The 21,371-nt window shown below is 64.9% G+C and carries 18 protein-coding genes; 6 read left to right on the top strand and 12 right to left on the bottom strand.

What is annotated here, in order from left to right; all coding sequences use genetic code 11:
* Positions 1-54 precede the first annotated feature (54 nt).
* The 3 genes from VOI21_RS03000 to VOI21_RS02990 all read left to right on the top strand — a co-directional run bounded on the left by VOI21_RS03000 (position 55) and on the right by VOI21_RS02990 (position 5,000).
* Positions 55-585, top strand: coding sequence for an RNA polymerase sigma factor (locus tag VOI21_RS03000; protein WP_323767541.1), 531 nt, complete (start codon positions 55-57; stop codon positions 583-585).
* A complete protein-coding gene (locus VOI21_RS02995; protein WP_323767539.1) occupies positions 582-2,699 on the top strand; it encodes a VWA domain-containing protein in 2,118 nt (705 codons plus the stop codon). Before VOI21_RS03000 ends, VOI21_RS02995 begins: the two co-directional genes overlap by 4 nt.
* A 129-nt stretch (positions 2,700-2,828) precedes the next feature.
* Positions 2,829-5,000, top strand: coding sequence for an esterase-like activity of phytase family protein (locus VOI21_RS02990; RefSeq protein WP_323767537.1), 2,172 nt, complete (start codon positions 2,829-2,831; stop codon positions 4,998-5,000).
* A 156-nt stretch (positions 5,001-5,156) separates the two neighbouring features.
* On the opposite strand, the gene VOI21_RS02985 is transcribed toward VOI21_RS02990, so the two are convergent.
* The 8 genes from VOI21_RS02985 to VOI21_RS02950 form a co-directional block, all read right to left on the bottom strand.
* A complete protein-coding gene (locus tag VOI21_RS02985; protein ID WP_323767535.1) occupies positions 5,157-6,071 on the bottom strand; it encodes a LysR family transcriptional regulator in 915 nt (304 codons plus the stop codon).
* Positions 6,072-6,169: 98 nt separating this feature from the next.
* Complete coding sequence (locus VOI21_RS02980; protein ID WP_323767533.1) at positions 6,170-6,649, bottom strand: Hsp20 family protein; 480 nt, start codon at positions 6,647-6,649, stop codon at positions 6,170-6,172.
* 133 nt (positions 6,650-6,782) lie between these two features.
* Entirely contained in the window at positions 6,783-7,589 is an 807-nt protein-coding gene (locus tag VOI21_RS02975) for a trypsin-like serine peptidase (protein ID WP_323767531.1), read from the bottom strand.
* Positions 7,586-8,308, bottom strand: coding sequence for a trypsin-like serine peptidase (locus VOI21_RS02970; protein WP_416358953.1), 723 nt, complete (start codon positions 8,306-8,308; stop codon positions 7,586-7,588). Before VOI21_RS02970 ends, VOI21_RS02975 begins: the two co-directional genes overlap by 4 nt.
* A gap of 156 nt (positions 8,309-8,464) precedes the next feature.
* Complete coding sequence (glcF, locus tag VOI21_RS02965; RefSeq protein ID WP_323767527.1) at positions 8,465-9,748, bottom strand: glycolate oxidase subunit GlcF; 1,284 nt, start codon at positions 9,746-9,748, stop codon at positions 8,465-8,467.
* 1 nt (position 9,749) lies between these two features.
* A complete protein-coding gene (locus VOI21_RS02960) occupies positions 9,750-10,088 on the bottom strand; it encodes a hypothetical protein (protein ID WP_323767525.1) in 339 nt (112 codons plus the stop codon).
* Positions 10,088-11,218: an FAD-binding protein gene (locus VOI21_RS02955; RefSeq protein WP_323767523.1), complete on the bottom strand. Its 1,131-nt coding sequence runs from the start codon at positions 11,216-11,218 to the stop codon at positions 10,088-10,090. The genes VOI21_RS02960 and VOI21_RS02955 overlap by 1 nt, the downstream gene beginning before the upstream one ends.
* Before the next feature lie 102 nt (positions 11,219-11,320).
* Positions 11,321-12,769 carry an FAD-linked oxidase C-terminal domain-containing protein gene (locus VOI21_RS02950; RefSeq protein WP_323767521.1) on the bottom strand — a complete coding sequence of 483 codons (1,449 nt, stop codon included), beginning with the start codon at positions 12,767-12,769 and terminating at the stop codon, positions 11,321-11,323.
* Between the two features lie 138 nt (positions 12,770-12,907).
* Here VOI21_RS02950 and VOI21_RS02945 point away from each other — a divergent pair, with 138 nt between their 5' ends.
* The 3 genes from VOI21_RS02945 to VOI21_RS02935 all read left to right on the top strand — a co-directional run bounded on the left by VOI21_RS02945 (position 12,908) and on the right by VOI21_RS02935 (position 14,444).
* Positions 12,908-13,318 (top strand): CopD family protein, encoded by a 411-nt coding sequence (locus VOI21_RS02945; protein WP_323767519.1) that lies wholly within the window; start codon positions 12,908-12,910, stop codon positions 13,316-13,318.
* A complete protein-coding gene (locus VOI21_RS02940; protein ID WP_323767517.1) occupies positions 13,318-14,034 on the top strand; it encodes a DUF599 domain-containing protein in 717 nt (238 codons plus the stop codon). Before VOI21_RS02945 ends, VOI21_RS02940 begins: the two co-directional genes overlap by 1 nt.
* Positions 14,035-14,096: 62 nt before the next feature.
* The gene (locus VOI21_RS02935) at positions 14,097-14,444 is read left to right on the top strand and encodes a hypothetical protein (RefSeq protein WP_323767515.1); all 348 of its coding nucleotides are present in this window, start codon (positions 14,097-14,099) and stop codon (positions 14,442-14,444) included.
* Between the two features lie 172 nt (positions 14,445-14,616).
* Here VOI21_RS02935 and VOI21_RS02930 read toward each other — a convergent pair whose 3' ends face one another.
* The 4 genes from VOI21_RS02930 to VOI21_RS02915 are packed head-to-tail and all read right to left on the bottom strand — an operon-like array spanning position 14,617 to position 21,336.
* Positions 14,617-16,656: a glutamine amidotransferase gene (locus VOI21_RS02930; protein ID WP_323767513.1), complete on the bottom strand. Its 2,040-nt coding sequence runs from the start codon at positions 16,654-16,656 to the stop codon at positions 14,617-14,619.
* 26 nt (positions 16,657-16,682) lie between these two features.
* Entirely contained in the window at positions 16,683-19,445 is a 2,763-nt protein-coding gene (locus VOI21_RS02925) for a DUF4159 domain-containing protein (protein ID WP_323767510.1), read from the bottom strand.
* Positions 19,442-20,320 carry a DUF58 domain-containing protein gene (locus VOI21_RS02920; RefSeq protein ID WP_323767508.1) on the bottom strand — a complete coding sequence of 293 codons (879 nt, stop codon included), beginning with the start codon at positions 20,318-20,320 and terminating at the stop codon, positions 19,442-19,444. The genes VOI21_RS02925 and VOI21_RS02920 overlap by 4 nt, the downstream gene beginning before the upstream one ends.
* The gene (locus tag VOI21_RS02915; RefSeq protein WP_323767507.1) at positions 20,317-21,336 is read right to left on the bottom strand and encodes a MoxR family ATPase; all 1,020 of its coding nucleotides are present in this window, start codon (positions 21,334-21,336) and stop codon (positions 20,317-20,319) included. Before VOI21_RS02915 ends, VOI21_RS02920 begins: the two co-directional genes overlap by 4 nt.
* Between the last annotated feature and the right edge of the window lie 35 nt (positions 21,337-21,371).

Below are 21,371 nucleotides of genomic sequence, written 5' to 3'. Positions count from 1 at the left end.
TGGTAAGGTATCCAAGGATTGCGGATCGGGGCGCGTCTCACTCATGTGATGCGCATGGAAGTCAGCGACGAATCCCTTGCCCGCGCGGCAGCAGACGGTGACCGGCAGGCCTTTGCCCTGCTGGTGGGCCGCGTCTATGACCGTGTCTATGGCTACGCGGTAAAGCTCACCGGCAGCCGGACAGAGGCAGAGGATCTGGCGCAGGACATCTGCGCCGCCTTGCCGGCCAAGCTGCAAAGCTATCGGGGTGAGGCCAAGCTGACCACATGGCTCTATCGCATCACGGTGAATGCCGCCCGGGACCGGTTCCGGCGCCACAGCACCCATGCCCGCGCCGCTGATGGCTGGGGCGACTGGGAACTGGCGCGCCGGGCCGAAATCTCGGAAACGGCAGAGCGGGTGGATTGGTTGATGGAGGCGATGAAAAGCCTCACGGTCGATCTGCGCGAAACCGTGGCGCTGGTTCTGGATGGGGTGACCCATGCAGAGGCGGCGCAGATCCTTGAGGTGTCCGAGGGGACCGTCAGCTGGCGGATCTCGGAGGCCAAGAAGAAACTGAAGGCGATGCAGGAGGCCGAGGCATGAGCGACGATCTGGACGATCTCAAGCGCGCATTCGACGCGGGCCTGCCCGGCCCCGACCCGGACAAGCGTGCCGCCGCCATTGCGCTGGCGATGAAAAATTTCGACCGTGCCCAAGAAACCGCCGATCTGGCGCGTCAGACCTCTGAGCCCACCGAGAAGGCGGGCATTTTCAGAGGAGCCAAAATGATGTTTGCCAAGATTTCAAACCGCGGACTTCTGACCGCAACCACGGCCATTGCTGCCGTCGCCATGGTGGCGTTGATCCCGGTATTGCAGGACAGCCAGCCGCCAGAGATTGGCCTGATCCCGGCCAGTAAGCCCGAGGTCACGCCGAAAGCCAAACCGGTCGTCAAACCTGTCGTCACGCCGGATGCCAAACCCGATGCTGCCCTCGATACCGTCATCGCCGCCGAGATCGTAGAGGAATTGAGCGATGACCTCGCCTTGGACGCCCCGGTTGCCTTGCCCGGTCGGACCGATGGCTATGCGCTGCCTAAGGGTCGTGAGGCCAAGATCGGCCGCCCGATGATGGCCCCCTCGCCGCAACCCGCGCCGCCCGCAGGCGACATGCGCCTGCGCTCGCTGGGGCCGACCTCGCTTGGCGCGGGCTCTGTCGTGATGGAAGGCGGCCCCCGGCTGGACCTGTCGCACAGTGCACCCAGCCCGATGCCGATGCCGTTTCCCGCCGATCCCATGATCATCGCGCCCGAACCCAACACAGAGGCCTTTCCGGAGGCAGAGGACAACCCGATCAAGGTCACCGCAGAGGCCCCGGTTTCGACCTTTTCCATCGACGTGGACACCGCGTCGTGGTCGATGATCCGCAACTCGCTCAGCCGGGGCATGCTGCCGCCCGAAGGCGCCGTGCGGATCGAGGAGATGGTGAACTACTTCTCCTACGACTACCCCGCGCCAGAGGGCGACGCGCCTTTCGCCACCCATGTCGGCGTGACCGACAGCCCGTGGATCGAGGGCACGCAGATTGTCCACATCGGCCTGCAAGGCATGTTGCCGGACACCCGTCCGCCGATGAACCTTGTATTCCTGATCGACACTTCCGGGTCGATGAACAACCCGACCAAACTGCCGCTGCTCAAGCAGAGCTTTCGGCTGATGCTGGGCCAGTTGGGGGAAAACGACACCATCGCCATTGTCACCTATGCCGGCAGCGCCGGTCTGGCGCTGGAGCCGACCAAGGCGACGGAACGCGACACCATCCTTGCCGCGCTGGAGTCGATGCACGCAGGTGGGTCGACTGCCGGGCAGGCCGGTCTGCAACAGGCCTATGCCACCGCCGCCAAGATGGCAAAGGACGGCGAAGAGGGGGCCGTCAGCCGCGTGATCCTTGCCACCGACGGCGATTTTAACGTCGGCATCAGCGATCCCGACGCGCTCAAGGATTTCATCGCCGATAAGCGCGATGAGGGCACCTATCTGTCGGTGCTGGGCTTTGGCCGGGGCAATCTGGACGACGCCACTATGCAGGCGCTGGCACAGACCGGCAACGGCATCGCGTCCTACATCGACACGCTGGCCGAGGCGCAAAAAGTGCTGGTGGACCAGTTGACCGGCGCGCTGGTGCCCATCGCCAATGACGTCAAGATTCAGGTCGAATGGAACCCGGCGCTGGTCGCCGAATACCGCCTGATCGGCTATGAAACCCGTGCGCTGAAGCGTGAGGATTTCAACAACGACAAGGTCGACGCCGGTGAGATCGGCGCAGGCCATCAGGTGACGGCGATCTATGCGATCACGCCGGTGGGCTCGCCCGCCCGCATGACTGACCCCCTGCGCTATGCCGCTGGCGACGCAGAGCCGATACCGGATGAGACCGGCGAACTGGGCTTTCTCCGCCTGCGCTACAAAACGCCGGGTGAGGACACCAGCAAGCTGATCGAAACCCCGATCAAGGCGGATGCCGCCCCGCTCTCCGAAGGCAACTGGGCGCTGGCCATCGCCGGTTTTGGCCAGATCCTGCGCGGTTCTGACCTGATCGGCGACTGGAGCATGGGCGACGCCATCGCATTGGCACAGGCCTCCAAGGGCGATGACCCCTTTGGCTATCGCCAAGAGGCGATCACCCTGATGCGCCTGACCGAAAGCCTGAAAAAGTGATCCACGCGCCCCGGGCTAGACCCGGGGCCTCACCCCCCCGTCACCTTTTAACCTTTCCGTCACATCTCCGTCACGCCCCTGTTACGTCCCGGCGTCACTGCCCCGAGTATTCACAAACTGGGGGACCCCATGCTTTTCCGCACCCTTTGCCTGACTTCGGCGCTGGCTCTGACCGCCGGCACCGCGATGGCAGACATGAACTTCAACCGCATCGCCTCGTTCGCGACCTACCTGAACATGGCTGATGGCGAAGACACCGCCCGCGAAACCTCGGCCGAGATCATCGCCGCCACCGCGGACGGCATGACGCTGGTCTACACCGACAGCCCGCTGGGCGTTCTGGGGCGCATCGACATCACCGACCCCGCCAACCCGGCCCCACTGGGCAACGTGGCGCTGAAGGGTGAGCCGACCGCCGTGGGCATCGTCGGCAGCACAGCCTATGTCGGCGTGAACACCTCGGACAGCTACACCGACCCCAAGGGCCACCTTGCCGTGGTCGACGTGCTGACCGGCGATATCACCGCCACCTGCGACCTCGGCGGCCAGCCGGATTCGGTCGCCGTGTCCAAGGACGGCACCCGCATCTCCATCGCGATCGAGAATGAGCGCGACGAAGACCTTGGCGATGGCCGCGTCGGCCAACTGCCCGCCGGTTTCCTTGTGATTGGTGAAATCAAGGACGGCGCGCTTGCCTGTGACGACCTCAAGACCATCGCCATGACCGGCCTCGCCGACATCGCCCCCGAAGACCCCGAACCCGAATTCGTCGACATCAACGCGCTGGGTGAAACCATCGTCACGATGCAGGAAAACAACCACCTTGTCGTGGTTGCCGCTGACGGGTCCATCCTCAACCACTTCTCCGCCGGTGCCGTCGACCTCGACCGGATCGACACGCTGGACGAACGCGGCGCGCTGAACTTTGACAAGTCACAGCCCGCCCGCAAGCGCGAACCCGATGCCGTCAAATGGATCGACGACACCCATTTCGCCATCGCCAACGAGGGTGACATGGACGGCGGCTCGCGCGGCTGGACCATCTTCAACAAGGACGGCACCGTCACCTACGAATCCGGCGCCTCGTTTGAGCACGCACTGATTCAGATCGGCCACTACCCGGACAAACGCTCTGACGCCAAAGGCGTCGAACCCGAATCCATCGAAACCGCCATTTTCGATGGCACACCGATGGTCTTTGTCGGGGCCGAGCGCGCCTCTGCCGTAGGTGTTTACGACGTGACCGACCCGACGGCCCCGGTGCTGAAACAGATCCTGCCCTCGGGCATCGGACCCGAAGGCTATGTCGCCATTCCGTCGCGCAACCTGCTGGTCTCCGCCAATGAGACCGACCTGATCGAGGACGGCGGCGTGCGTGCCCATGTCATGATCTTCGAATATCAGAACGCCGACGCGATGTACCCGACGCTGACCTCTGCAGGCGCGGACCGCCTGATCGGCTGGGGGGCCATCTCTGGCATGGTGGCCGACAAGGACGGTATCGTCTGGGCGGTGAACGACAGCTTCTATGGCTTCCAGCCGACGATCTTCAAGATCGACACCACGCAGACCCCGGCCCGGATCGTCGATGCCATCGTTGTGCACCGCGCCAACGGCGACCCGGCGCAAAAGCTGGATCTCGAAGGCATCACGCTGGATGGCAACGGCGGCTTTTACGTCGCCTCCGAAGGCCGGACAGAGCGCGGCATCCCGCACGCCATTTACCACGTCACCAAAGACGGGCTGATCAAGACCAACTCCGCCGAGATCATGATCCCGGCAGAACTGACCGCCGTCGAAAAACGCTTCGGGTTCGAAGGGATCACCAAGATCGGCGACACCCTCTGGATGGCCGTTCAGCGTGAATGGAAGGACGACCCCAAGAACCACGTCAAACTGGTCTCCTACAATATCGAGACCAAAGAATGGGGCGCAGTCCTCTACCCCAAGGCGGAACCGGCCAAAGGCTGGGTTGGATTGTCAGAGATCGTGGCTCATGGCGATTTTGTCTACGTGGTCGAGCGTGACAACCAGATCGGCGCGAATGCGGTGACCAAGAAAATCTACCGCATCCCCGTGGCCGACATGACCCCCGCCGCGCTGGGCACCGATTTGCCCGTCGTGACCAAGGAGGAAGTGCGTGACCTGATCCCCGACCTGAAATCCTACGGCGGCTATGTCGTGGACAAGGTCGAAGGTCTGGCCATCTTCGAGGACGGTACCGTCTGGGTCTCCACCGACAATGACGGCGTCGACGACAGCTCGGGCGAAACCTTCTTCTGGTCCTTCGGCAAGCTATAAGCTGCCTTCGCCCTGAAAACTGCGCCTCGCGGGACACTGCGGGGCGTTTTTCTGTATTCGGCCCCAATGCTTCTTCTGTCCAAAAATATCGCGGGAGGGGCGACCGCAGGGAGACAGAGGTCATGCTGCAAGCATGCCCTTGGCATGACGTCCCCATTACTTCGGTTGATGCAAAAGACCCGGCAGCGTGTCGGCCAACAGTTCCCAAACGATGCGCACTCGCGGGCTGGTCCGCAATTCGCGGTGCGCTACCAGCCAGACGGGATAGCGAAAGCGGACATCGGGCAGAACGCGCCGCATGTCCGAGGCCGCATCGCCCATCCCACAAGGCACCGTACCCAGCCCGATCCCGGCTCGAGCCATCTCCCAATGCACCGCATGGGAGGAGGCCAGCACCGGAAAGCTCGCAGGGGTCACCGGGATTCCACGTTTCCGCAGCGCCTCGGCAAAGTCCTCATTGTCCTTGAAGCCGATGAAATCGGCCCGCGCCAGATCCGCAGGTCCGGTGATCGCGCCAAGCCGGGACAGGTAGTCGAACGAGGCGTAAAACGTCCCCTCATCCTCGCCCACCATCTTGGCGATCAGGTCCGGTTCCTCGGGGCGGGCATTGCGGATGGCGATATCGGCCTCGCGGCGCTTGAGGTCGCGAATCTCGTTTGAGGCGACGACCTCCAGCGTGATGCCCGGCGCGACCTCGCGCAGGCGACGCGCGATCTGCGGCAACAGCCAGCTTGAATAGATTTCCGAGGCGGTGACCGCCACATGCCCCGATGCGGCCTGCGCCTGACCGGAGGCTGCCAATGAGACGCCCACCGCCGCCTCACCCATGGCGCGGACATGGCTCATCAATTGGGTGCCTGCCTGCGTCAGGACCAACCCCCGCCCGACACGTTCGAACAGGATCAGTCCCAGTTCTTCTTCCAGCGCGGTCACCTGACGGCCCAGCGTCGGCTGTGTCATGCCCAAGGCACGCGCCGCAGCCGACAACGACCCCTCCTCGGCAGTGACAAGGAAGGCCCGCGCGCGGTTCCAGTCAAAGGTAACAGAGCGCCAATCCATACGGCGATGCATGGACACCCCGCCGCCAAAGTCAATTGCTCATGCAAAAAGGCCCCGGAAAAACCGGGGCCTTGCGTTTCATGTCGCGCATCCAAGGACGCGCAATCGCGTCAGTTGACGGTTTCGGCGTCAACCACATCCTTTTGCACCGCCACGGCGGCCTGCGGACGCGCAATCGCGATCCGGCGCGGTTTCAGCGCCTCGGGGATCTCCCGCTTGAGGTCGATGTGCAGCATGCCGTTCTCATGCACCGCGCCTTGCACCCGGACGTGATCGGCAAGGTGGAAGCGGCGTTCAAACGCGCGCGTGGCGATGCCGCGATGCAGGAACGCCTTGGGCTCTTCGGCGTTCTCACCCTTGCGGGCAGAGACGACCAGCGCCTGTTCCTTCACCTCGACGAACAGTTCGTCTTCGGCGAAACCGGCCACCGCGATAGAGATGCGATATGCGTCGTCGGCGGTCTTCTCGATGTTGTAGGGGGGATAGCCCGGCTGCGCGGTCTCATTGGCAAGAACGCGGTCCATCATGTCGGCCATCTGGTCGAAACCGACAGTCGCACGGTAGAGTGGGGCAAAATCGAAATGTCGCATGGAATCCTCCGTTGAGCGATACCTTGAGTCTGTGCGCCTTCCCATCCGGGACAGGCACCTGATCAACCGGGACCCTGTTGCAGGCGTCCCGATGACATTGAATTTGGAAAGCGTGGGCGCGGATTCAAGACCCTCAGGGACGGACAAAACGCGCGCCGGTGCCGCTGCGGTCGCCCACACGCACGCGCCGTGCGCCGGTCCCGGCCTGCGGCTGGGCCTCTTCGCGCCGCAGACGGCTGCGCAGCCGCGCCACCTGATCGGGCAGCACCATGCCGTAGGCGCGCTGTTCCCCCGACGAGTCGGGCGCGATGGCCGAGATCACCGACAGGATGCGCAACCGCCCGTCGACCTTGGCCAGGACCGGCGATCCCGAAGAGCCGAATGTCACGTCGCAGTCGAACTCCAGCACCCCGCCCGTCATCCGGTTGGTCAAATCGCAGCGCCGCTGCCGCGACAGCACATCGGCGCGCCCCTCGCCATAGGACACCACGCTGACCGCGCTCTCTGCGATGGGGGTGTCATGGACAACCAGCGGGTCCGCCTCGGCGGCGTGAATGTCCCGGTCCAGTTGCAGCAGCGCCACGTCTCTTGCGATCATGAGCCCGCTCAACTTTCGTCCGCCGCCGCCGCGATACCCCTCGGCCACCACAAAGCGCCGGACACCCCGCGCGGCGATCTCTGTGCCCCGGTGATACCCGGCACGAAACCGCAGCCGCTCTGTCGGAACCTCTGTCCCGTCGCGGTCAAACACGCAATGCGCGGCGGTCAGCACCAGATCGCGCGCGATCAGCGTTCCGGTGCAGAAACTGCGCCCGGTGTCGATCCGCCCGACCGCTTCCCAGCCCAGCAACTCACCGCGCCGGTCCATCACGTCAAAGGCGGTCTGCGCCGCCGCCGGGGCGGCCAGCACTATCAAGAGCCATACCGCCAGCCGTCTCATGGGCGCACGAACTTGGCGCCGGTCTCGCGCCGCGCTCCTGCGGCCAGCCGGTCCAGCCCGGCACCGGGGTCGCGGTCCGCAGACAGCGCGCCGCGCAGGTCGTCCAGCGGCTCCTGCAACCGCGTGGCCAGCGCCACCGGCGCGCCATTGGCCTGCGCCTTTGACGAAACGACAGAGATAATCCGGGGCCGCCCATCCGGGCCAATGCGGAACACCGGCGATCCCGATGCGCCAAAGTCCACCGAACAGGACAGCACCAGCATCCCGTCCTGATGCGCCAGCACCTCGCAGGTTTCCTGCAACGACGGTGCCTCGGACCGGTCATGCGCGTAGGAGACCACGCCAACAGTATCGCCCTGTTCGGGACCGATGTCGGTGTCAAAAGGGGTGATGGTGGTGTTGCGGATCGGATGTTGCAGCTCGATCAATGCCAGATCGTAACGCACCCGGTCTTCGCCAGCCTCGCGGTCATAGACAAACCCCGGATGCGGCACCGCCTTGCGCACGCGCCGATAGGCCGCCGCCCGCCCGTTGCGCCACCCGGCAAGGAACTGCATCTGGTCCACCGGCACCCGCGCGCCGGTTTCCGGGTCAAACAGGCAATGCGCCGCCGTCACCACCAGACGCGGCCCGATCAGCGCGCCGGTGCAAAAAGAGGTGCCGGCAATCTCGATCCGACCGACCGCCTCCCATCCGCGACCGTCCTGGGCCGAGTCCATTTTGAACAGGCTCTGGGCCCCCGCCGAGGTGCCCAGCAGCCAGAGAGAAACAACCAAAAAGAGCCGCACGCGAAATCCCTATGCCTTTGAATATAAAATTCTCACGGCATCTGGGCAAAATTGAGGCAAACCCGCCGCAAGGACAGTCTGTTCTTGTCAGGTCAACGATCGCGGCTTTGGCCCACCCGTGGCCCAGTCCAGCAACTCGACCGTATGCACCACCGGCACCTCTGTCCCGCCGCCGATCTGCATCATGCAGCCGATATTCCCGGCGGCGATCACATCGGGCTTTTTCGCCTCCAGAGTCTGCACCTTGCGCGCTTTCAACTGCTTGGAAATCTCCGGCTGCATCAGGTTGTAGGTGCCTGCGCTGCCACAGCACAGATGGCTGTCCGCAGGTTCCACCACCTCGAAACCGGCGCGCTTCAGCAGGTCCTTGGGCGCGCTCTTCACCTTTTGCCCGTGTTGCAGCGAACAGGCGGCGTGATAGGCGACGCGCAGCCCCTTGGGCGCGCCTGCGGGGATCTCCAGTCGCGACAATAGCTCGCTGATGTCCATCGCCATGCCCGCCACCTTGGCGGCATCCCCGGCCAGCGGGTCCTGCGCAAACATGTGGCCGTAATCCTTGACCGTGGTGCCGCAGCCGCTGGTGTTGATCACGATGGCGTCCAGCCCCTCACCCGCCATCTCCGCCGTCCATGCGTGGATGTTCTTGGCCGCCGAAGCATGGCTCTCGTCGGTCTTGCCCATGTGATGGGTCAGCGCGCCGCAACAGCCCGCGCCTTTGGCCACCACCACCTCACAGCCCAGCCGCGTCAGCAGGCGGATCGTGGCATCGTTGATGTCGGTGTTCAGCGCCTTTTGCGCACAGCCCGTCATCAGCGCCACACGCATCTTTTTCTCGGTCTTGGGCGCAAAGCTTTGCGGGTCGTCGTTGCGGCTGACCGGCGGAATGGTATCCGGGGCCATGTCCAGCATGGCCCGCAGCCGCACATCGGGAATGAACCTGCGGAACGGCTTGCCGATCTTTGCCCCCAGCAGCGCCAGCCGGAACCGTCCCGGATAGGGCAGGATCTTGGCCAGCATCCAGCGCAGCGCCTTGTCGTGCCACGGACGGTCATAGTTCTTTTCGATGTATTCCCGCGCGTGATCGACCAGATGCATATAATGCACCCCCGACGGACAGGTCGTCATACAGGCCAGACAGGACAGGCAGCGGTCGATGTGCTTGACCGTGCGTTCGTCCGGCACCCGCTCATTCTCCAGCATGTCCTTGATCAGGTAGATACGCCCGCGCGGGCTGTCCAACTCATCGCCAAGGACCTGATAGGTCGGGCAGGTCGCGGTGCAGAACCCGCAATGCACACAGCTGCGCAGGATTTGGTTGGCGCGCGCGGTGCCCGCGTCTTTCAGTTGCTCTTCGGTAAAAGTCGTCTGCATGTCAGTCCATCATTTGGGCCGTGGCAAGGCCGAACCAGGGGAGGGGGGCGGCCATCAGCGCCCCCAGAAAGATCAATCGCCGGGCAGAAGGGCCGGGCAGGCGGCGGCGCAGGGCCTGCGCCACCATCGCCACGGCCACAACCCAGCCGAACCAAAAGGAGATCAGCGATCCCAGCGGGCTGCGGCTTTGCAACACAACCGCCAGCGCTGCCGTGCAGATCACCGCCAGAGACAGCGCCACCAAGACCGCCAAGGTCGCGGGCAGGCGTAACAACGCCGCCACCAGCAGCGGACCGGCCACAAAAGCCACCGCAAAACCGATGAGCGCCGGATGCCCCATCAGGCCATGATTCCGGGGTTCAGCACGCCTTTGGGGTCAAATCGCGCGCGGATGCCCTGCGTCAGGGCGGCAACAGCGGGCGGTTCGGGCTGAAACACCGGCAAGGTCAGGCGGGTCTCTTCCGATGCACGGATCAACGTGGCGTGCCCCTTGAACCCCTTGGGACGCAGGTCCGTCCCCGGCGCGCATTCCACCCAGATCAACCCGCCGGCCCAATCGTACAGCACCCGCGCAATGTCATGCCGCGCCCGCAGATCGGCCACCAGACCGGGCGCCTCGCTTGGCCGAACCGATAGCCGCCAGACATCACCATCCGAACCCTGCATCATCTCCACGTCGCGGACCCACCGCCAAAGCGTTGCCACATCCTCGGGGTCCGTCTTGATCCGCACCGCGTGGTCGTTGAACATCTCCTGCAACCGCCCCATGCGATAGCTGACCGACCCGGCAAACCCCTCGATCCGCAACAAGGTCAGCGGCTGTTCTCCCGGTCCCTCCGGCGCATGGGCCGCCCCGGTGATCTCGTAAGGAGAGGTGATCGCCCGGCTCATCGCCTTTTGCGCCTCTACTTCGGTCAACCCGTCGATCATCACGCAGGCAGAGGTGCTGGGCTGTGGCAGCACCTTCAGGCTGACCTCCGTCAACACCCCCAAAGTGCCCCAACTGCCGGTCATCAACTTGACCAGATCATAGCCGGTGACGTTCTTCATCACCCGCCCGCCATTCTTGACGATCTCGCCGGTGCCATCGACAAACCGCACCCCCAACATAAAGTCGCGGCAGGCCCCCGCCTGCACCCGGCGCGGCCCGCTGACATTGGCAGCCACAACGCCCCCGATCGTCGGCTCCCCGTGGGTGCCCAGCAATCCGCGGTGGTCCATCGGCTCAAACGCCAGCCGCTGCCCCTCGGCGGCCAGCGCCTCCTCGATCTCGACCAGCGGCGTCCCCGCCCGCGCCACCAGCGTCAAAGCGCCCGGCTCATACAGGGTGATCCCGGACAACTTGCCGGTCTTCAGCACCTTCGGCGCGGTGGTCACCCCGATCGCCCGCGTCCCGCCCCCCCGGATATGGAACGGCTCATGCGCCCCGGCAACCATCTCCGCCAGTTCCGCTTCGCTCTCAGGTTTCATGCGCCACGCTCCTGGCTTCTTCTTGGGTAAAATACTCCGGGGGAGTCGCCCTCAGGCGACGGGGGCAACGCCCCCACCGATTTTTCGCAGAAAAATCGTCTCTCATTCCGCCGCCATCCGCAGAACGCGCCGCCCCTCGGACGAGGCCAGCGGGAACACCTTGGCCGGGTTCAGCAGCCAGTCGGGATCAAACACATCCTTGATCGCCATCTGCGCCTCAAGGTCCGCCGTCGCGTATTGATCCACCATCAGGTCGCGTTTTTCGATGCCCACGCCGTGCTCACCGGTCAAACAGCCGCCCACCTCGACACACAGCTTCAGGATCTCCGCCCCGAACTGTTCGCACAATTCCAGATCGCCGGGCTTGTTGGCGTCGAACAGGATCAGCGGGTGCATATTGCCATCTCCGGCGTGGAACACATTGGCCACGTCCAGCCCGAATTCCTTGGACATCTCGCCGATCCGCTTGAGCACATAGGGCAGTTCGGTCACCGGGATCGTCCCGTCCAGACACATGTAATCGTTGATGTTGCCCATCGCGCCAAAGGCGGATTTACGCCCCAGCCAGATGCGCCCGGCCTCATCCGCATCCTTGGCCTCGCGCAGCTCCACCGGGTTGTGCTGCCGCGCGATCTGCAGGATCAGGCCCAGTTGCTCGTCGATCTCCGCAGGGCTGCCCTCGACCTCGACAATCAGCAGGGCCTCGCAATCGGGGTATCCCGCCTGCGCAAATTCCTCTGTTGCGCGAATACAGGGCCGGTCCATGAACTCGATGGCCACCGGCAAGACACCCGCCTTGATGATGTCGGACACACAGGCCCCCGCCACCTCATTGGAATCGAACCCCATCAGCACCGGCCGTGCCCCCTCGGGCTTGCGCAGGATGCGCAGCGTCGCCTCTGTCACCACGCCCAACTGGCCCTCGGACCCGCAGATCAGCCCCAGCAGGTCCAACCCGCCCGCGTCCAGATGCGCGCCGCCAACCTCGACCACGGTGCCGTCCATCTGCACAAGGGTCACGCCCAGCAGGTTGTTCGTCGTCACGCCGTATTTCAGGCAATGCGCCCCGCCAGAGTTCATCGCGATATTGCCCGCAATCGCGCAGGCAAGCTGCGAGGACGGATCAGGCGCGTAAAAGAAATCGTCTTCCTCGACCGCGCCGGTCACGCTCAGGTTGGTGCGCCCGGTCTGCACCCGGATAATGCGGTCGGCGTAGTCGACCTCCAGCACCTCGTTCATCCGCGCCACGCCCAAAATCACCGAATCCGCCGTCGGCAGCGCGCCCCCCGCCAGCGATGTGCCCGACCCGCGCGGCACCACTGGCACGCCCTCTTCATGGCAGATCTTCAAGACGGCAGAGACCTCCGCGGTCGTTGACGGCAACACGGCGGCCAGCGGCGGACAGCGATAGGCGGTCAGCGCATCGCATTCATAGGCGCGCGTTTCGGCCTCATCGGCAATCACCCGGTCGGCCGGCAGCACACCCCGCAGCCTCTCGACAATCCGGTCCTTGCGGGCAAGAACGGCCTTGTTCGGCTCTGGCATCTGCATGGGTTTTTCTCCTCTGCACGCAGCGATACGGGTCGATTGGTAAGAATATATAACCAAAATGCCGATTACGCCACCACGAATCCACTGGTGTCGGCGCGGCATCTTGCCATTTTATCGCCTAAAGGGTCAGGTGCGGACATGAATTGGGTCAAGATCATACACCTCCTGTGCGTCATGGGATGGATGACCTCCATCTTTGCCGTACCGCGCGCGCTGATCTACTGGAAGCGCGAACACGCACGGCTGGGCGAAAACGGCCCGCTGGGCGATCTCACCTATCGGCTGTACCGCTTTTCCGCCGGTCTGGGTGTGATCGCGGTTGCAACCGGGCTGTGGTTGGCGTGGGACTGGGGCTTTCCGGTCTGGACCCACGTCAAGATCGCGCTCGTGGCGCTGCTTGCGGGGCATTATGTCTGGACCGGGCGGCTGGTGGCGCGGGCAAAACACGGCACTTTCCGCGAAAGCGACATGTTCCTGCGCATCTTCAATGAGGTCAGCGTGTTCGGCGTCATCGCGATCCTCTGGGTCGTCGTGGTCAAACCCTTCTGATGGACTGGGCGACCCTCAGCGCCGGTTTCACCCTTTGGGATGTCGCCGCCCTGACACTGCTGGCGCTGTCATGGGCCGGGGCCACCCGCCTGATCGAACATCCGCCGAAAAACCGCCCCTCGACCTCTGTCCTGATGGCTGACTACCGGCGCGCATGGATGGAGGTCTTTATCACCCGCCAGCCGCGCATCTTCGATTCGCAGATCGTCGCCAGCTTGCGGCAGGGAACTGCCTTTTTCGCCTCCGCCAGCATGATTGCCATCGGCGGCGGCTTTGCCCTGCTGGGCAATGCCGACCAGTTGCGCGGCGTGGCGCAGGATCTGTCGCCCAGCGTCGACCCGGTGGTGGTGTTCGAGATAAAGCTGATGTTGATGCTGCTCTTCGCGGCCAATGCTTTTTTGAAGTTCGTCTGGTCGCATCGGCTGTTTGGCTACACGTCGGTGCTGATGGCGGCGGTCCCCGAAGACCCCGACGATCCGGCAACCCTGGTGCGCGCGCGCAAAGCCGGTGAAATCAACGTCACCGGCGGGCGCAGCTACAATCGCGGCCTGCGCTCGGTCTATTTCGGCATCGCGGCGGCGGGCTGGCTGTTGGGACCGTTTGTGCTGATGCTGACAACGCTGGTCACGCTGGCGGTGATCCTCCGGCGCGAGTTTGCCTCGCAGTCGCGCGCCGTCCTGCTGGAACCCGGCGACAAACCGCGGTTTGAGGCCTGACCGTCTCCCCTGCTCCGCCCTTCGTGTTCCCGACAGGCGGGGCGGTCTGCTAATCTGTCACCATGAGATACCTGATTCCCCTGCTGCTCCTCGCGGCCCCGCTCCACGCCGAAGCGCCGATGATCGAAGGGGCCACTGCCCAGCCCAGCGGCGACAGTTGGCGCGTGTCCGTCACCCTGCGCCACCCGGACACCGGCTGGGATCACTACGCCGATGGCTGGCGGGTAGAACTGCCGGATGGCACGGTGCTGGCCACGCGGGTTCTGGCGCATCCGCATGAAACCGAACAGCCGTTCACCCGCTCGCAATCTGGCATTCGTATCCCCGCAGGGACGACAGAGGTGCGCATCCGCGCCCGCTGTCTGGTGGATGGCTGGTCAGAGGAAACGCAGGCTCTGAACTTGCCGTAGGGCGGGGTTCACCCCGCCGCACCACCGTCGTGCTTTGGTGGTCATTTCCTAACGATTGGTAAAACCGTCTCTGCAACCCATTGATATTACGTGACCGGGAGGCTGTCCACACGTGGACACTCCCAAACCGTAGGCCGGGCTTCAGCCCGGCACACCCCCGTTTCAAAGGCCGTCAGCTCCGCCCCTCACGCAGCCAAGCCCCCACGATCAACCCCGCCGCCAGCAGCAGAACCAGCCATTCCGGGGCCAAGGGCGTCTGCCTCACATCCAGCGTCTGATAGGCCTCGCGCGGGGTCAGACCGATCCATCCCCGCCCCGCCGCAGGCCGCCCGGCCCGCACCTCACGGATCGAGGGCAGACCCTCTTCCAGCCGCATCACCCCGCCGCGCAGACCCTCGATCAAGGGCGTCAAAGCCGCTCCGCTGGCGATGGTCTGGATGAACTCACGCGGTGCCGAGGGGCCAAGGCCCACAACGGCTGACAGGGCGTTTTCCTCAAGCCGATACAGCCCGATCTCCGGGCCATCATAGATCGCTTCATAGCGGCCCGGACTGACCTCTTCCAACGGCACCTCAACCTCATCGCCCGAGGGCGTGATCACCGTCACAGAGCCGACAAACTCATTCAACGTCCGCCGAATGATCCGCATGGATTGCCCCGCAGGCTCGGCCCAGAGCGCCTCTTCCTCAAGCTCCGGCTCTTTCATCATCCAATGCGCCAACCGCCGCAGCAGGTCCAGCTGTGGCCCGCCGCCCTCATAGCCACGGTTCCACAGCCACGCCTGATCCGACGCCAGCAGCGCCACGCGCCCCTCGCCCACACGGTCGAGCACCAGCAGGGGGCGCTCATCGACGCCGGACATGACCACATCGCCCTTGATCGGCTCCACCTCGATCTGCCGCAGCCAGCGGCCCCATGTGTCCGCCCCCTGCAGGCCAGAGGTCACCGGATGGCGCAACCCAAGGTCCGTGACGGCAGGGCGATAGCCCTGATCCACCACGCGCGCCGTCGGCTCTGCCGGCAGGATATCCGCCAGCGGTGAGCGATAGATCGAATCCGCCGAGGCAAAATCAGGCCCCGCAGCTACCAGTACCGCGCCGCCCTGCTCGACATAGTTGCGCACGTTGTCGAGGTAGATCGCAGGCAGGATTCCGCGCCGTTTGTAGCGGTCAAAGATGATCAGGTCGAAATCGTTGATCTTTTCCAGAAACAACTCCCGCGTCGGGAAGGCGATCAGCGACAGCTCGTTCACCGGCACGCCGTCCTGCTTTTCCGGGGGCCGCAGGATGGTGAAATGCACCAGATCGACGCTGCTGTCGGATTTCAGCAGGTTGCGCCACGTCCGCCCGCCAGCGTGCGGCTCACCTGAGACCAGCAGCACCCGCAGCCGGTCGCGCACGCCATTGATCTGGACCAAGGCCTTGTTGTTGCGGTCGGTCAACTCGCCGGTCGCCTCTGGCACGGTGAATTCGATCACGTTGAGCCCGCCGTGGGGCAGGGTGATCGGCAAGGTCAGATCCTCGCCAATCGGGACCGTGTAGGCGTCCGGTGCCTCCCCATCGATCGAGATCAGGATTTGCGTGCTGCTATCCCCCGGCGACGCGCCGTCATCCTCGATCCGCAAGGTCAGTTCGACCTCTTCGCCAAGGATCGCAAAGGCAGGGGCGTTGCGCACGATCAGCCGCCGGTCCCAGTCCTCTTCCAGCCCTGTCATCAGCAGATGCATCGGCGCGGGCAGGTCGGGCGCGCGTTCAAGGTCATGCAGACGGCCATCGGACAACAGAACAACGCCCGCGATGCGGCCCCGCGGTTCCTCTGCCAGGGCATTGGACAGGGCCGTCATCAACAGCGTCCCGGCATCGCCTTCGCCATCGCGGACGGGGATGCGACGCACCTCTGTGTTGGGGCGGGCCAGCAGCCGCGCCTCCATCGTGTCGGCGGCCTCTGCTGTGATCTGCGCGCGTTCGGCCAGCATCTGAGAGGCGGTTTCATCCACCAGCATCAACACGATATCGGCGAGCGGCGCGCGGTCTTCGATCTGGTAGGACGGCTGCGCCAGCGCGCCGACCAGCACGATCCCGGCCAAAAAGCGCAGCGCCCAGCCCGACAGCCCGCGCCACAGCGCCAGCCCGGTGCCGATCAACGCCAGCGCCGCCAGCACGGCGATCACCGCCCAGGGCAGCAGCGGGTCGAATACGATCTGTCCGTTCATCTCTGCTCTCGCTTATTGGCCCAGTTTTATTGACCCAGGCGGTCAAGAAGGGCGGGGACATGAACCTGGTCGGATTTGTAGTTTCCGGTTAGCACATGCATCACAAGGTTCACACCAAAGCGGTAGGCGATCTCACGCTGGCGTTCGCCGGTAAAGCCGCTGCCCAGCGGCACCAGCGGGTTACCGCGCTCGTCCATCGCCCAGGCGGCGGCCCAGTCGTTGCCGCCGATCACCACCGGCGTCACGTTGTCGTTGAGATCGCGAAACGGCATGCCCTCGATCAGCTCAGCGTCCGGCGGCGCGGCCTCGACCCAGACCTCACGCCCGACGTAGCGGCCCGGGAAGTCCTGCAACAGGTAGAAGGTGCGGGTCAGGACGTGGTCCTCGGGCACCGGCTCCAGCGGCGGGATGTCCAGCGGGGCGGCCAGTTGTTGCAACTTGCGGCCCTGCGGGGTGGCAGCACCAAACCCGGCGATATCGGCGTCGCGGGTGTCGAACACGATCATGCCGCCGGTGCGCAGGTAAGTGTTCAGCTTGGCATATGCCTCACGCGAGGGTGTCGGCTGGCTGGCGGTGATCGGCCAGTAGATCATCGGGTAAAAGGCCAGTTCATCGGTTTCAAGGTTCACGCCCACGGGCGTATTCGGCTCGACCGAGGTGCGGAAATACAGCGTTTCCGACAGACCGCGCAGCCCGGCGAGGGACAAGTCGTCGACCGTGTCGTCGCCGGTGATCACATAGGCCAGCACCACCTCCGAGGTCGCGGCGATGGCAGCGCGTTCCTCGGCGGTTTGCGCCTGTCCGTCCTGCGGCACCAGCATCAGCGCCGCGAGGACAATCCCCGCCGACACCGCGCCGCGCAACCGGCCCGACAGCGCCAGAGAGGCGATCACATCGGCCAGCAGCAGCGCAATCGCCCCGGCCAGCAGCCAACCGGCCAAGGGTTTCTCCTGCGGGCGGGCGATGCCCTGCACCGGGATGCGTTCGGGCCAGACCATCGGGGTCAGTTCGGTGTCTGCGGTCACCACGTTGCGGGCAAGGCTGCGGTCCTCGCCCTGATAGACACCGGGGCGCAGGTCGGGGCCAAGCGGGGCCTCGATCAGGGCGGGACCATCGACGCCGGGTAGGGTGCCGGCCTCACGCGGGCGGCCAAAGGCGTCCAGCACGCGGATCGGCTGCCAGACGGTGCCTTCCATATCCTCTATCTCTGGCTGTGCGGCGGCGGACGACACGGCAAGCCGCTCCAGCATCTGCACAAACAGGCCAGACAGCGGCAGGGTCGACCATTCGGCGTTGGCGGTGACGTGGAACAGGACGATCTGCCCTTGGCCCACGGCTTTGCGCGTCACCAGTGGGGTGCCGTCCGACAGTTGCGCGGCCACGCGGGAGGCCAGCGTCGGGTCGGGCTGCGCCATGACCTGACTGTTGACGGTGACGTCCGTGGGCACAGGCAGGCCGAAAAACGGGCTTTCGGCGGGGAAGGGGGCCAGCGACTTGGGCTCTCCCCAGCTCATCGCGCCGCCCACGGTGCGGCCTCCGGCGCGCAGGCGCACCGGCATCAACGGGTCTTCGCGGTCGCGGCTGATGTCCGACGCCGCAAGGCGCGGCCCGGCAAACCGCAACAGCATCCCGCCCTTGTCCAGCCATTCCAGAACGGCGTCTTCCTCTGCTGCCGAAAGTGTCGCCACATCGGCCAGGATGATCACCTCCGGGTTGGCAGGAAGGATGTCCAGCAAAGCACCGTCCAGCAGGTCGGCGGTGGGGACCAGCGCCTTTTGAAGGTAATGCAGCGGCGACAGCAGCTCCAGCCCCTCACGGTCGGTGCTGCCCGCGATCAGGGCGACCTCACGGCGGCGCAGGCTGTCGTCGGGCAGGGTGACGGCCCCGGCGCTGCGGGTGCCTTCGATCTCAAACCGTTCGATGCGGGCGCGCAGTTCAGCGGGCAAGGCGATTTCGGTCGTCGTCTCCAACATCCCCGCCTCAAAAGTCAGCGTGTTGCGGGTCAGGACCGCCGGGTTGCCCGCCGGGTCCTTGCCGTGCCCGGCCAGCGTGACCTCGGTCGTACCGCCATCACGCAGGCGGCGCGCGGTGATCAGCAGATTGCCCTCTGACACCTGCGCCGGTTCCAGCGCGTAGAGCGTGCGGGGGGCCTCGAACACCGTAACGCGACCCTTGGACTCCAGCGCGTCCAACAGCGGTGCGCGGCCTTCGCGGTCCAGCGCATCGGACATCCAGTAGGTGTCAAAGCGTGTTTCGGGCAAAAATCCGATGGCGCGTTCGGTGCTTTCGGCATCGGGCTGCCACGGCTCTGGTTGAATGCCTGACAGGCGGGTGCGCAATACATCGGCGCTGAGGAATTGCACCGGCGTCGGGTCCGTCAGACGCATCAGCGCCACGGGGCGCGTGTCGCGCCCGGCCTCAGCCAGCAGCCCGTCCAGCGCGATCATCCGCCCGCGCCAATCGGCGGCAGAGGCCCAACTGGCATCCATCATGACCAGTAGCGGCGCATCGCCCGCGACCTCTCCATCGTTGTCCGGGTTCAGCACAGGCCCCGCCAGCCCGATAATCACCGCCGCAACCGCCAGCATCCGCAGCAACAATAGCCACCAGGGCGTGCGATCCGTGACCTGTTCCTCATCCTTGAGGCCCAGGAGCAACACCACGCCGGGAAACATCCGCCGGATCGGCGCGGGCGGCACCGCCCGCAGGATGATCCACAGGATGGGTAAGGCCAAGAGGCCCAACAGGAGCCAGGGCGTCGTGAAACCGATTAGACCGAAAAGCGTCATCCTTGGCTCCCGTCCAGTGCGCGATACACCCACAGAAGGGCCGATTGCGCGGTCTGGTCCGTGTGATGGGTGAAATGCTGCCAGCCGGTTACGCGACAAATCGCGTCCAGCCGCGCCTTGCGTTCGGCCAACCGTTGCAAATAGGTCTCTCGCAGGTCGCCCGCTTTTAGCGTTTCATGGCGCATCGTCTTGTTCACGCTTTCAAAGATGGTGCGCCCGTCAAAGGGGAACCCCTCTTCGGTCGGGTCGAGGACCTGCAACAACACGCCGCGCACACCGCGGTCTGCCGCCTTGGTCAGCGCCGCCTCGACGGGTTCTACATCGCTGAGAAAATCCGACACAAACAGCGCCTTGGCGTTGGGCAACATACCGCGCGCCTCGGGGGCGGCGTAATCGTCTTCGCCGTCTTCGGCGAACATCTCGGCCAGCCGCAGGGTCTGCAAATCGCCGCGCCGCGGCGGTAGTCGCCAGCCCGTCAGGCCGACGCGCTCCCCGCCCCGGATCAGCAGGATCGAGGCAGCCAGCGCCACCAGACGCGCACGGTCGGCCTTGGTCGGTAGGTTCTTGTGGCTGGAAAAACGCATCGAGGCACCGGGATCGACCCAGATCTGCACGCTTTGCGCGATCTGCCATTCGCGTTCCCGCACAAATTGCTCATCCCCACGGGCGGAGCGCCTCCAGTCGATTGACCGATAGCTATCGCCCGCCTGCAACGGGCGATACTGCCAGAAATCGTCACCCAGACCAGAGCGCCGCCGCCCGTGTTCGCCCAAAAGGACGGTGCCGGCCAGATGTTCGGCACGGGCCAGCAGCGCGGGAAAGCGTCCGGCCTCTTCTTGGGCGCGGGTGCGCAGATGGGCGACGGTGGCTGTCACGCTGCGGCCTCAGCCGGGCGCAGACCTGCGGCAACCTCGTCAATCAAAGCGCCCAGATCCTCCCCCCGCGCACGGGCCGAGAAGGACAGCGCCATCCGGTGCACCAGAACGGGTTTGGCCATGTTCAGCACATCCTCGGGCGAGGGGGCCAGACGCCCTTGCAACAGGGCGCGGGCCCGTACTGTCAGCATCAGCGCCTGCGCCGCACGCGGACCGGGGCCCCATGCGACGATGTCCCTGACCCGGTCGGGCGCAGAGGGATCATCCGGGCGGAACGCGCGGACAAGATCAAGGATCATCTCGACCACGGCATCGCCCACCGGCATCCGCCGCAACAGATGTTGCGCGGCGATCAGTTCCGGCCCGGTAAAGACGCCATGCGACTGCGCCTCTTCGGTGCCGGTGGTGGCCAGCAGAATGTCTCGCTCTGTCTCGCGGTCGGGATAGGCGACGTCGATCTGCACCAGAAAGCGGTCCAGCTGCGCCTCGGGCAGCGGATAGGTGCCCTCTTGTTCGATCGGGTTCTGGGTGGCCAGAACGTGGAACGGGGCCTCCAGCGTGCGGGTCTGACCGGCCACAGTGACCTGCTTTTCCTGCATCGCCTGCAATAGCGCCGATTGCGTCCGGGGCGAGGCGCGGTTGATCTCATCTGCCATCAGAAGCTGGCAGAAAATTGGACCTTGTATGAATTTGAATGTGCGGGTGCCGTCGCTGCCGGTCTCCAGTACCTCAGAGCCCAGAATATCGGCGGGCATCAGGTCCGGTGTGAACTGAACGCGGTTGCCATTCAGGCCCATGACCGTCGACAGCGTTTCCACAAGCCGCGTCTTGCCCAGACCGGGCAGGCCGATCAGCAGGGCGTGGCCGCCACACAGCAGGGCGGAGAGGGTCAGGTCGACGACCCGTTCCTGACCGATAAAGCGCGCGGTGATCGACTGCTTGGCGCGGGCCAGCTTGTCTTCCAGCGCCTCGATCTCGGCGACCAGATCCTCGGTCGAACCGGCGTGATCGGACATGTCATCTCTCCACTTCATGCTATCTCTTTGGGTAA

Origin of the sequence: Antarctobacter sp., assembly GCF_034670325.1 — a bacterium.
Lineage (GTDB): Bacteria > Pseudomonadota > Alphaproteobacteria > Rhodobacterales > Rhodobacteraceae > Antarctobacter.
Note: the sequence above shows the minus strand (reverse complement) of the source record. Positions and strands in the feature narration are given on the sequence as shown.

What these genes read in the sequence shown, in the direction of transcription:
- glcF (WP_323767527.1), bottom strand. Translation starts at nt 9,748, where the DNA reads ATGCAGACGACTTTTACCGAAGAGCAACTGAAAGACGCGGGCACCGCG.
- VOI21_RS02970 (WP_416358953.1), bottom strand. Translation starts at nt 8,308, where the DNA reads ATGGACTCGGCCCAGGACGGTCGCGGATGGGAGGCGGTCGGTCGGATC.
- VOI21_RS02950 (WP_323767521.1), bottom strand. Translation starts at nt 12,769, where the DNA reads ATGCAGATGCCAGAGCCGAACAAGGCCGTTCTTGCCCGCAAGGACCGG.
- VOI21_RS02990 (WP_323767537.1), top strand. Translation starts at nt 2,829, where the DNA reads ATGCTTTTCCGCACCCTTTGCCTGACTTCGGCGCTGGCTCTGACCGCC.
- VOI21_RS02995 (WP_323767539.1), top strand. Translation starts at nt 582, where the DNA reads ATGAGCGACGATCTGGACGATCTCAAGCGCGCATTCGACGCGGGCCTG.
- VOI21_RS02935 (WP_323767515.1), top strand. Translation starts at nt 14,097, where the DNA reads ATGAGATACCTGATTCCCCTGCTGCTCCTCGCGGCCCCGCTCCACGCC.
- VOI21_RS02955 (WP_323767523.1), bottom strand. Translation starts at nt 11,218, where the DNA reads ATGAAACCTGAGAGCGAAGCGGAACTGGCGGAGATGGTTGCCGGGGCG.
- VOI21_RS02925 (WP_323767510.1), bottom strand. Translation starts at nt 19,445, where the DNA reads ATGACGCTTTTCGGTCTAATCGGTTTCACGACGCCCTGGCTCCTGTTG.
- VOI21_RS02945 (WP_323767519.1), top strand. Translation starts at nt 12,908, where the DNA reads ATGAATTGGGTCAAGATCATACACCTCCTGTGCGTCATGGGATGGATG.
- VOI21_RS02940 (WP_323767517.1), top strand. Translation starts at nt 13,318, where the DNA reads ATGGACTGGGCGACCCTCAGCGCCGGTTTCACCCTTTGGGATGTCGCC.
- VOI21_RS02980 (WP_323767533.1), bottom strand. Translation starts at nt 6,649, where the DNA reads ATGCGACATTTCGATTTTGCCCCACTCTACCGTGCGACTGTCGGTTTC.
- VOI21_RS02985 (WP_323767535.1), bottom strand. Translation starts at nt 6,071, where the DNA reads ATGCATCGCCGTATGGATTGGCGCTCTGTTACCTTTGACTGGAACCGC.
- VOI21_RS02960 (WP_323767525.1), bottom strand. Translation starts at nt 10,088, where the DNA reads ATGGGGCATCCGGCGCTCATCGGTTTTGCGGTGGCTTTTGTGGCCGGT.
- VOI21_RS02975 (WP_323767531.1), bottom strand. Translation starts at nt 7,589, where the DNA reads ATGAGACGGCTGGCGGTATGGCTCTTGATAGTGCTGGCCGCCCCGGCG.
- VOI21_RS02930 (WP_323767513.1), bottom strand. Translation starts at nt 16,656, where the DNA reads ATGAACGGACAGATCGTATTCGACCCGCTGCTGCCCTGGGCGGTGATC.
- VOI21_RS03000 (WP_323767541.1), top strand. Translation starts at nt 55, where the DNA reads ATGGAAGTCAGCGACGAATCCCTTGCCCGCGCGGCAGCAGACGGTGAC.
- VOI21_RS02915 (WP_323767507.1), bottom strand. Translation starts at nt 21,336, where the DNA reads ATGTCCGATCACGCCGGTTCGACCGAGGATCTGGTCGCCGAGATCGAG.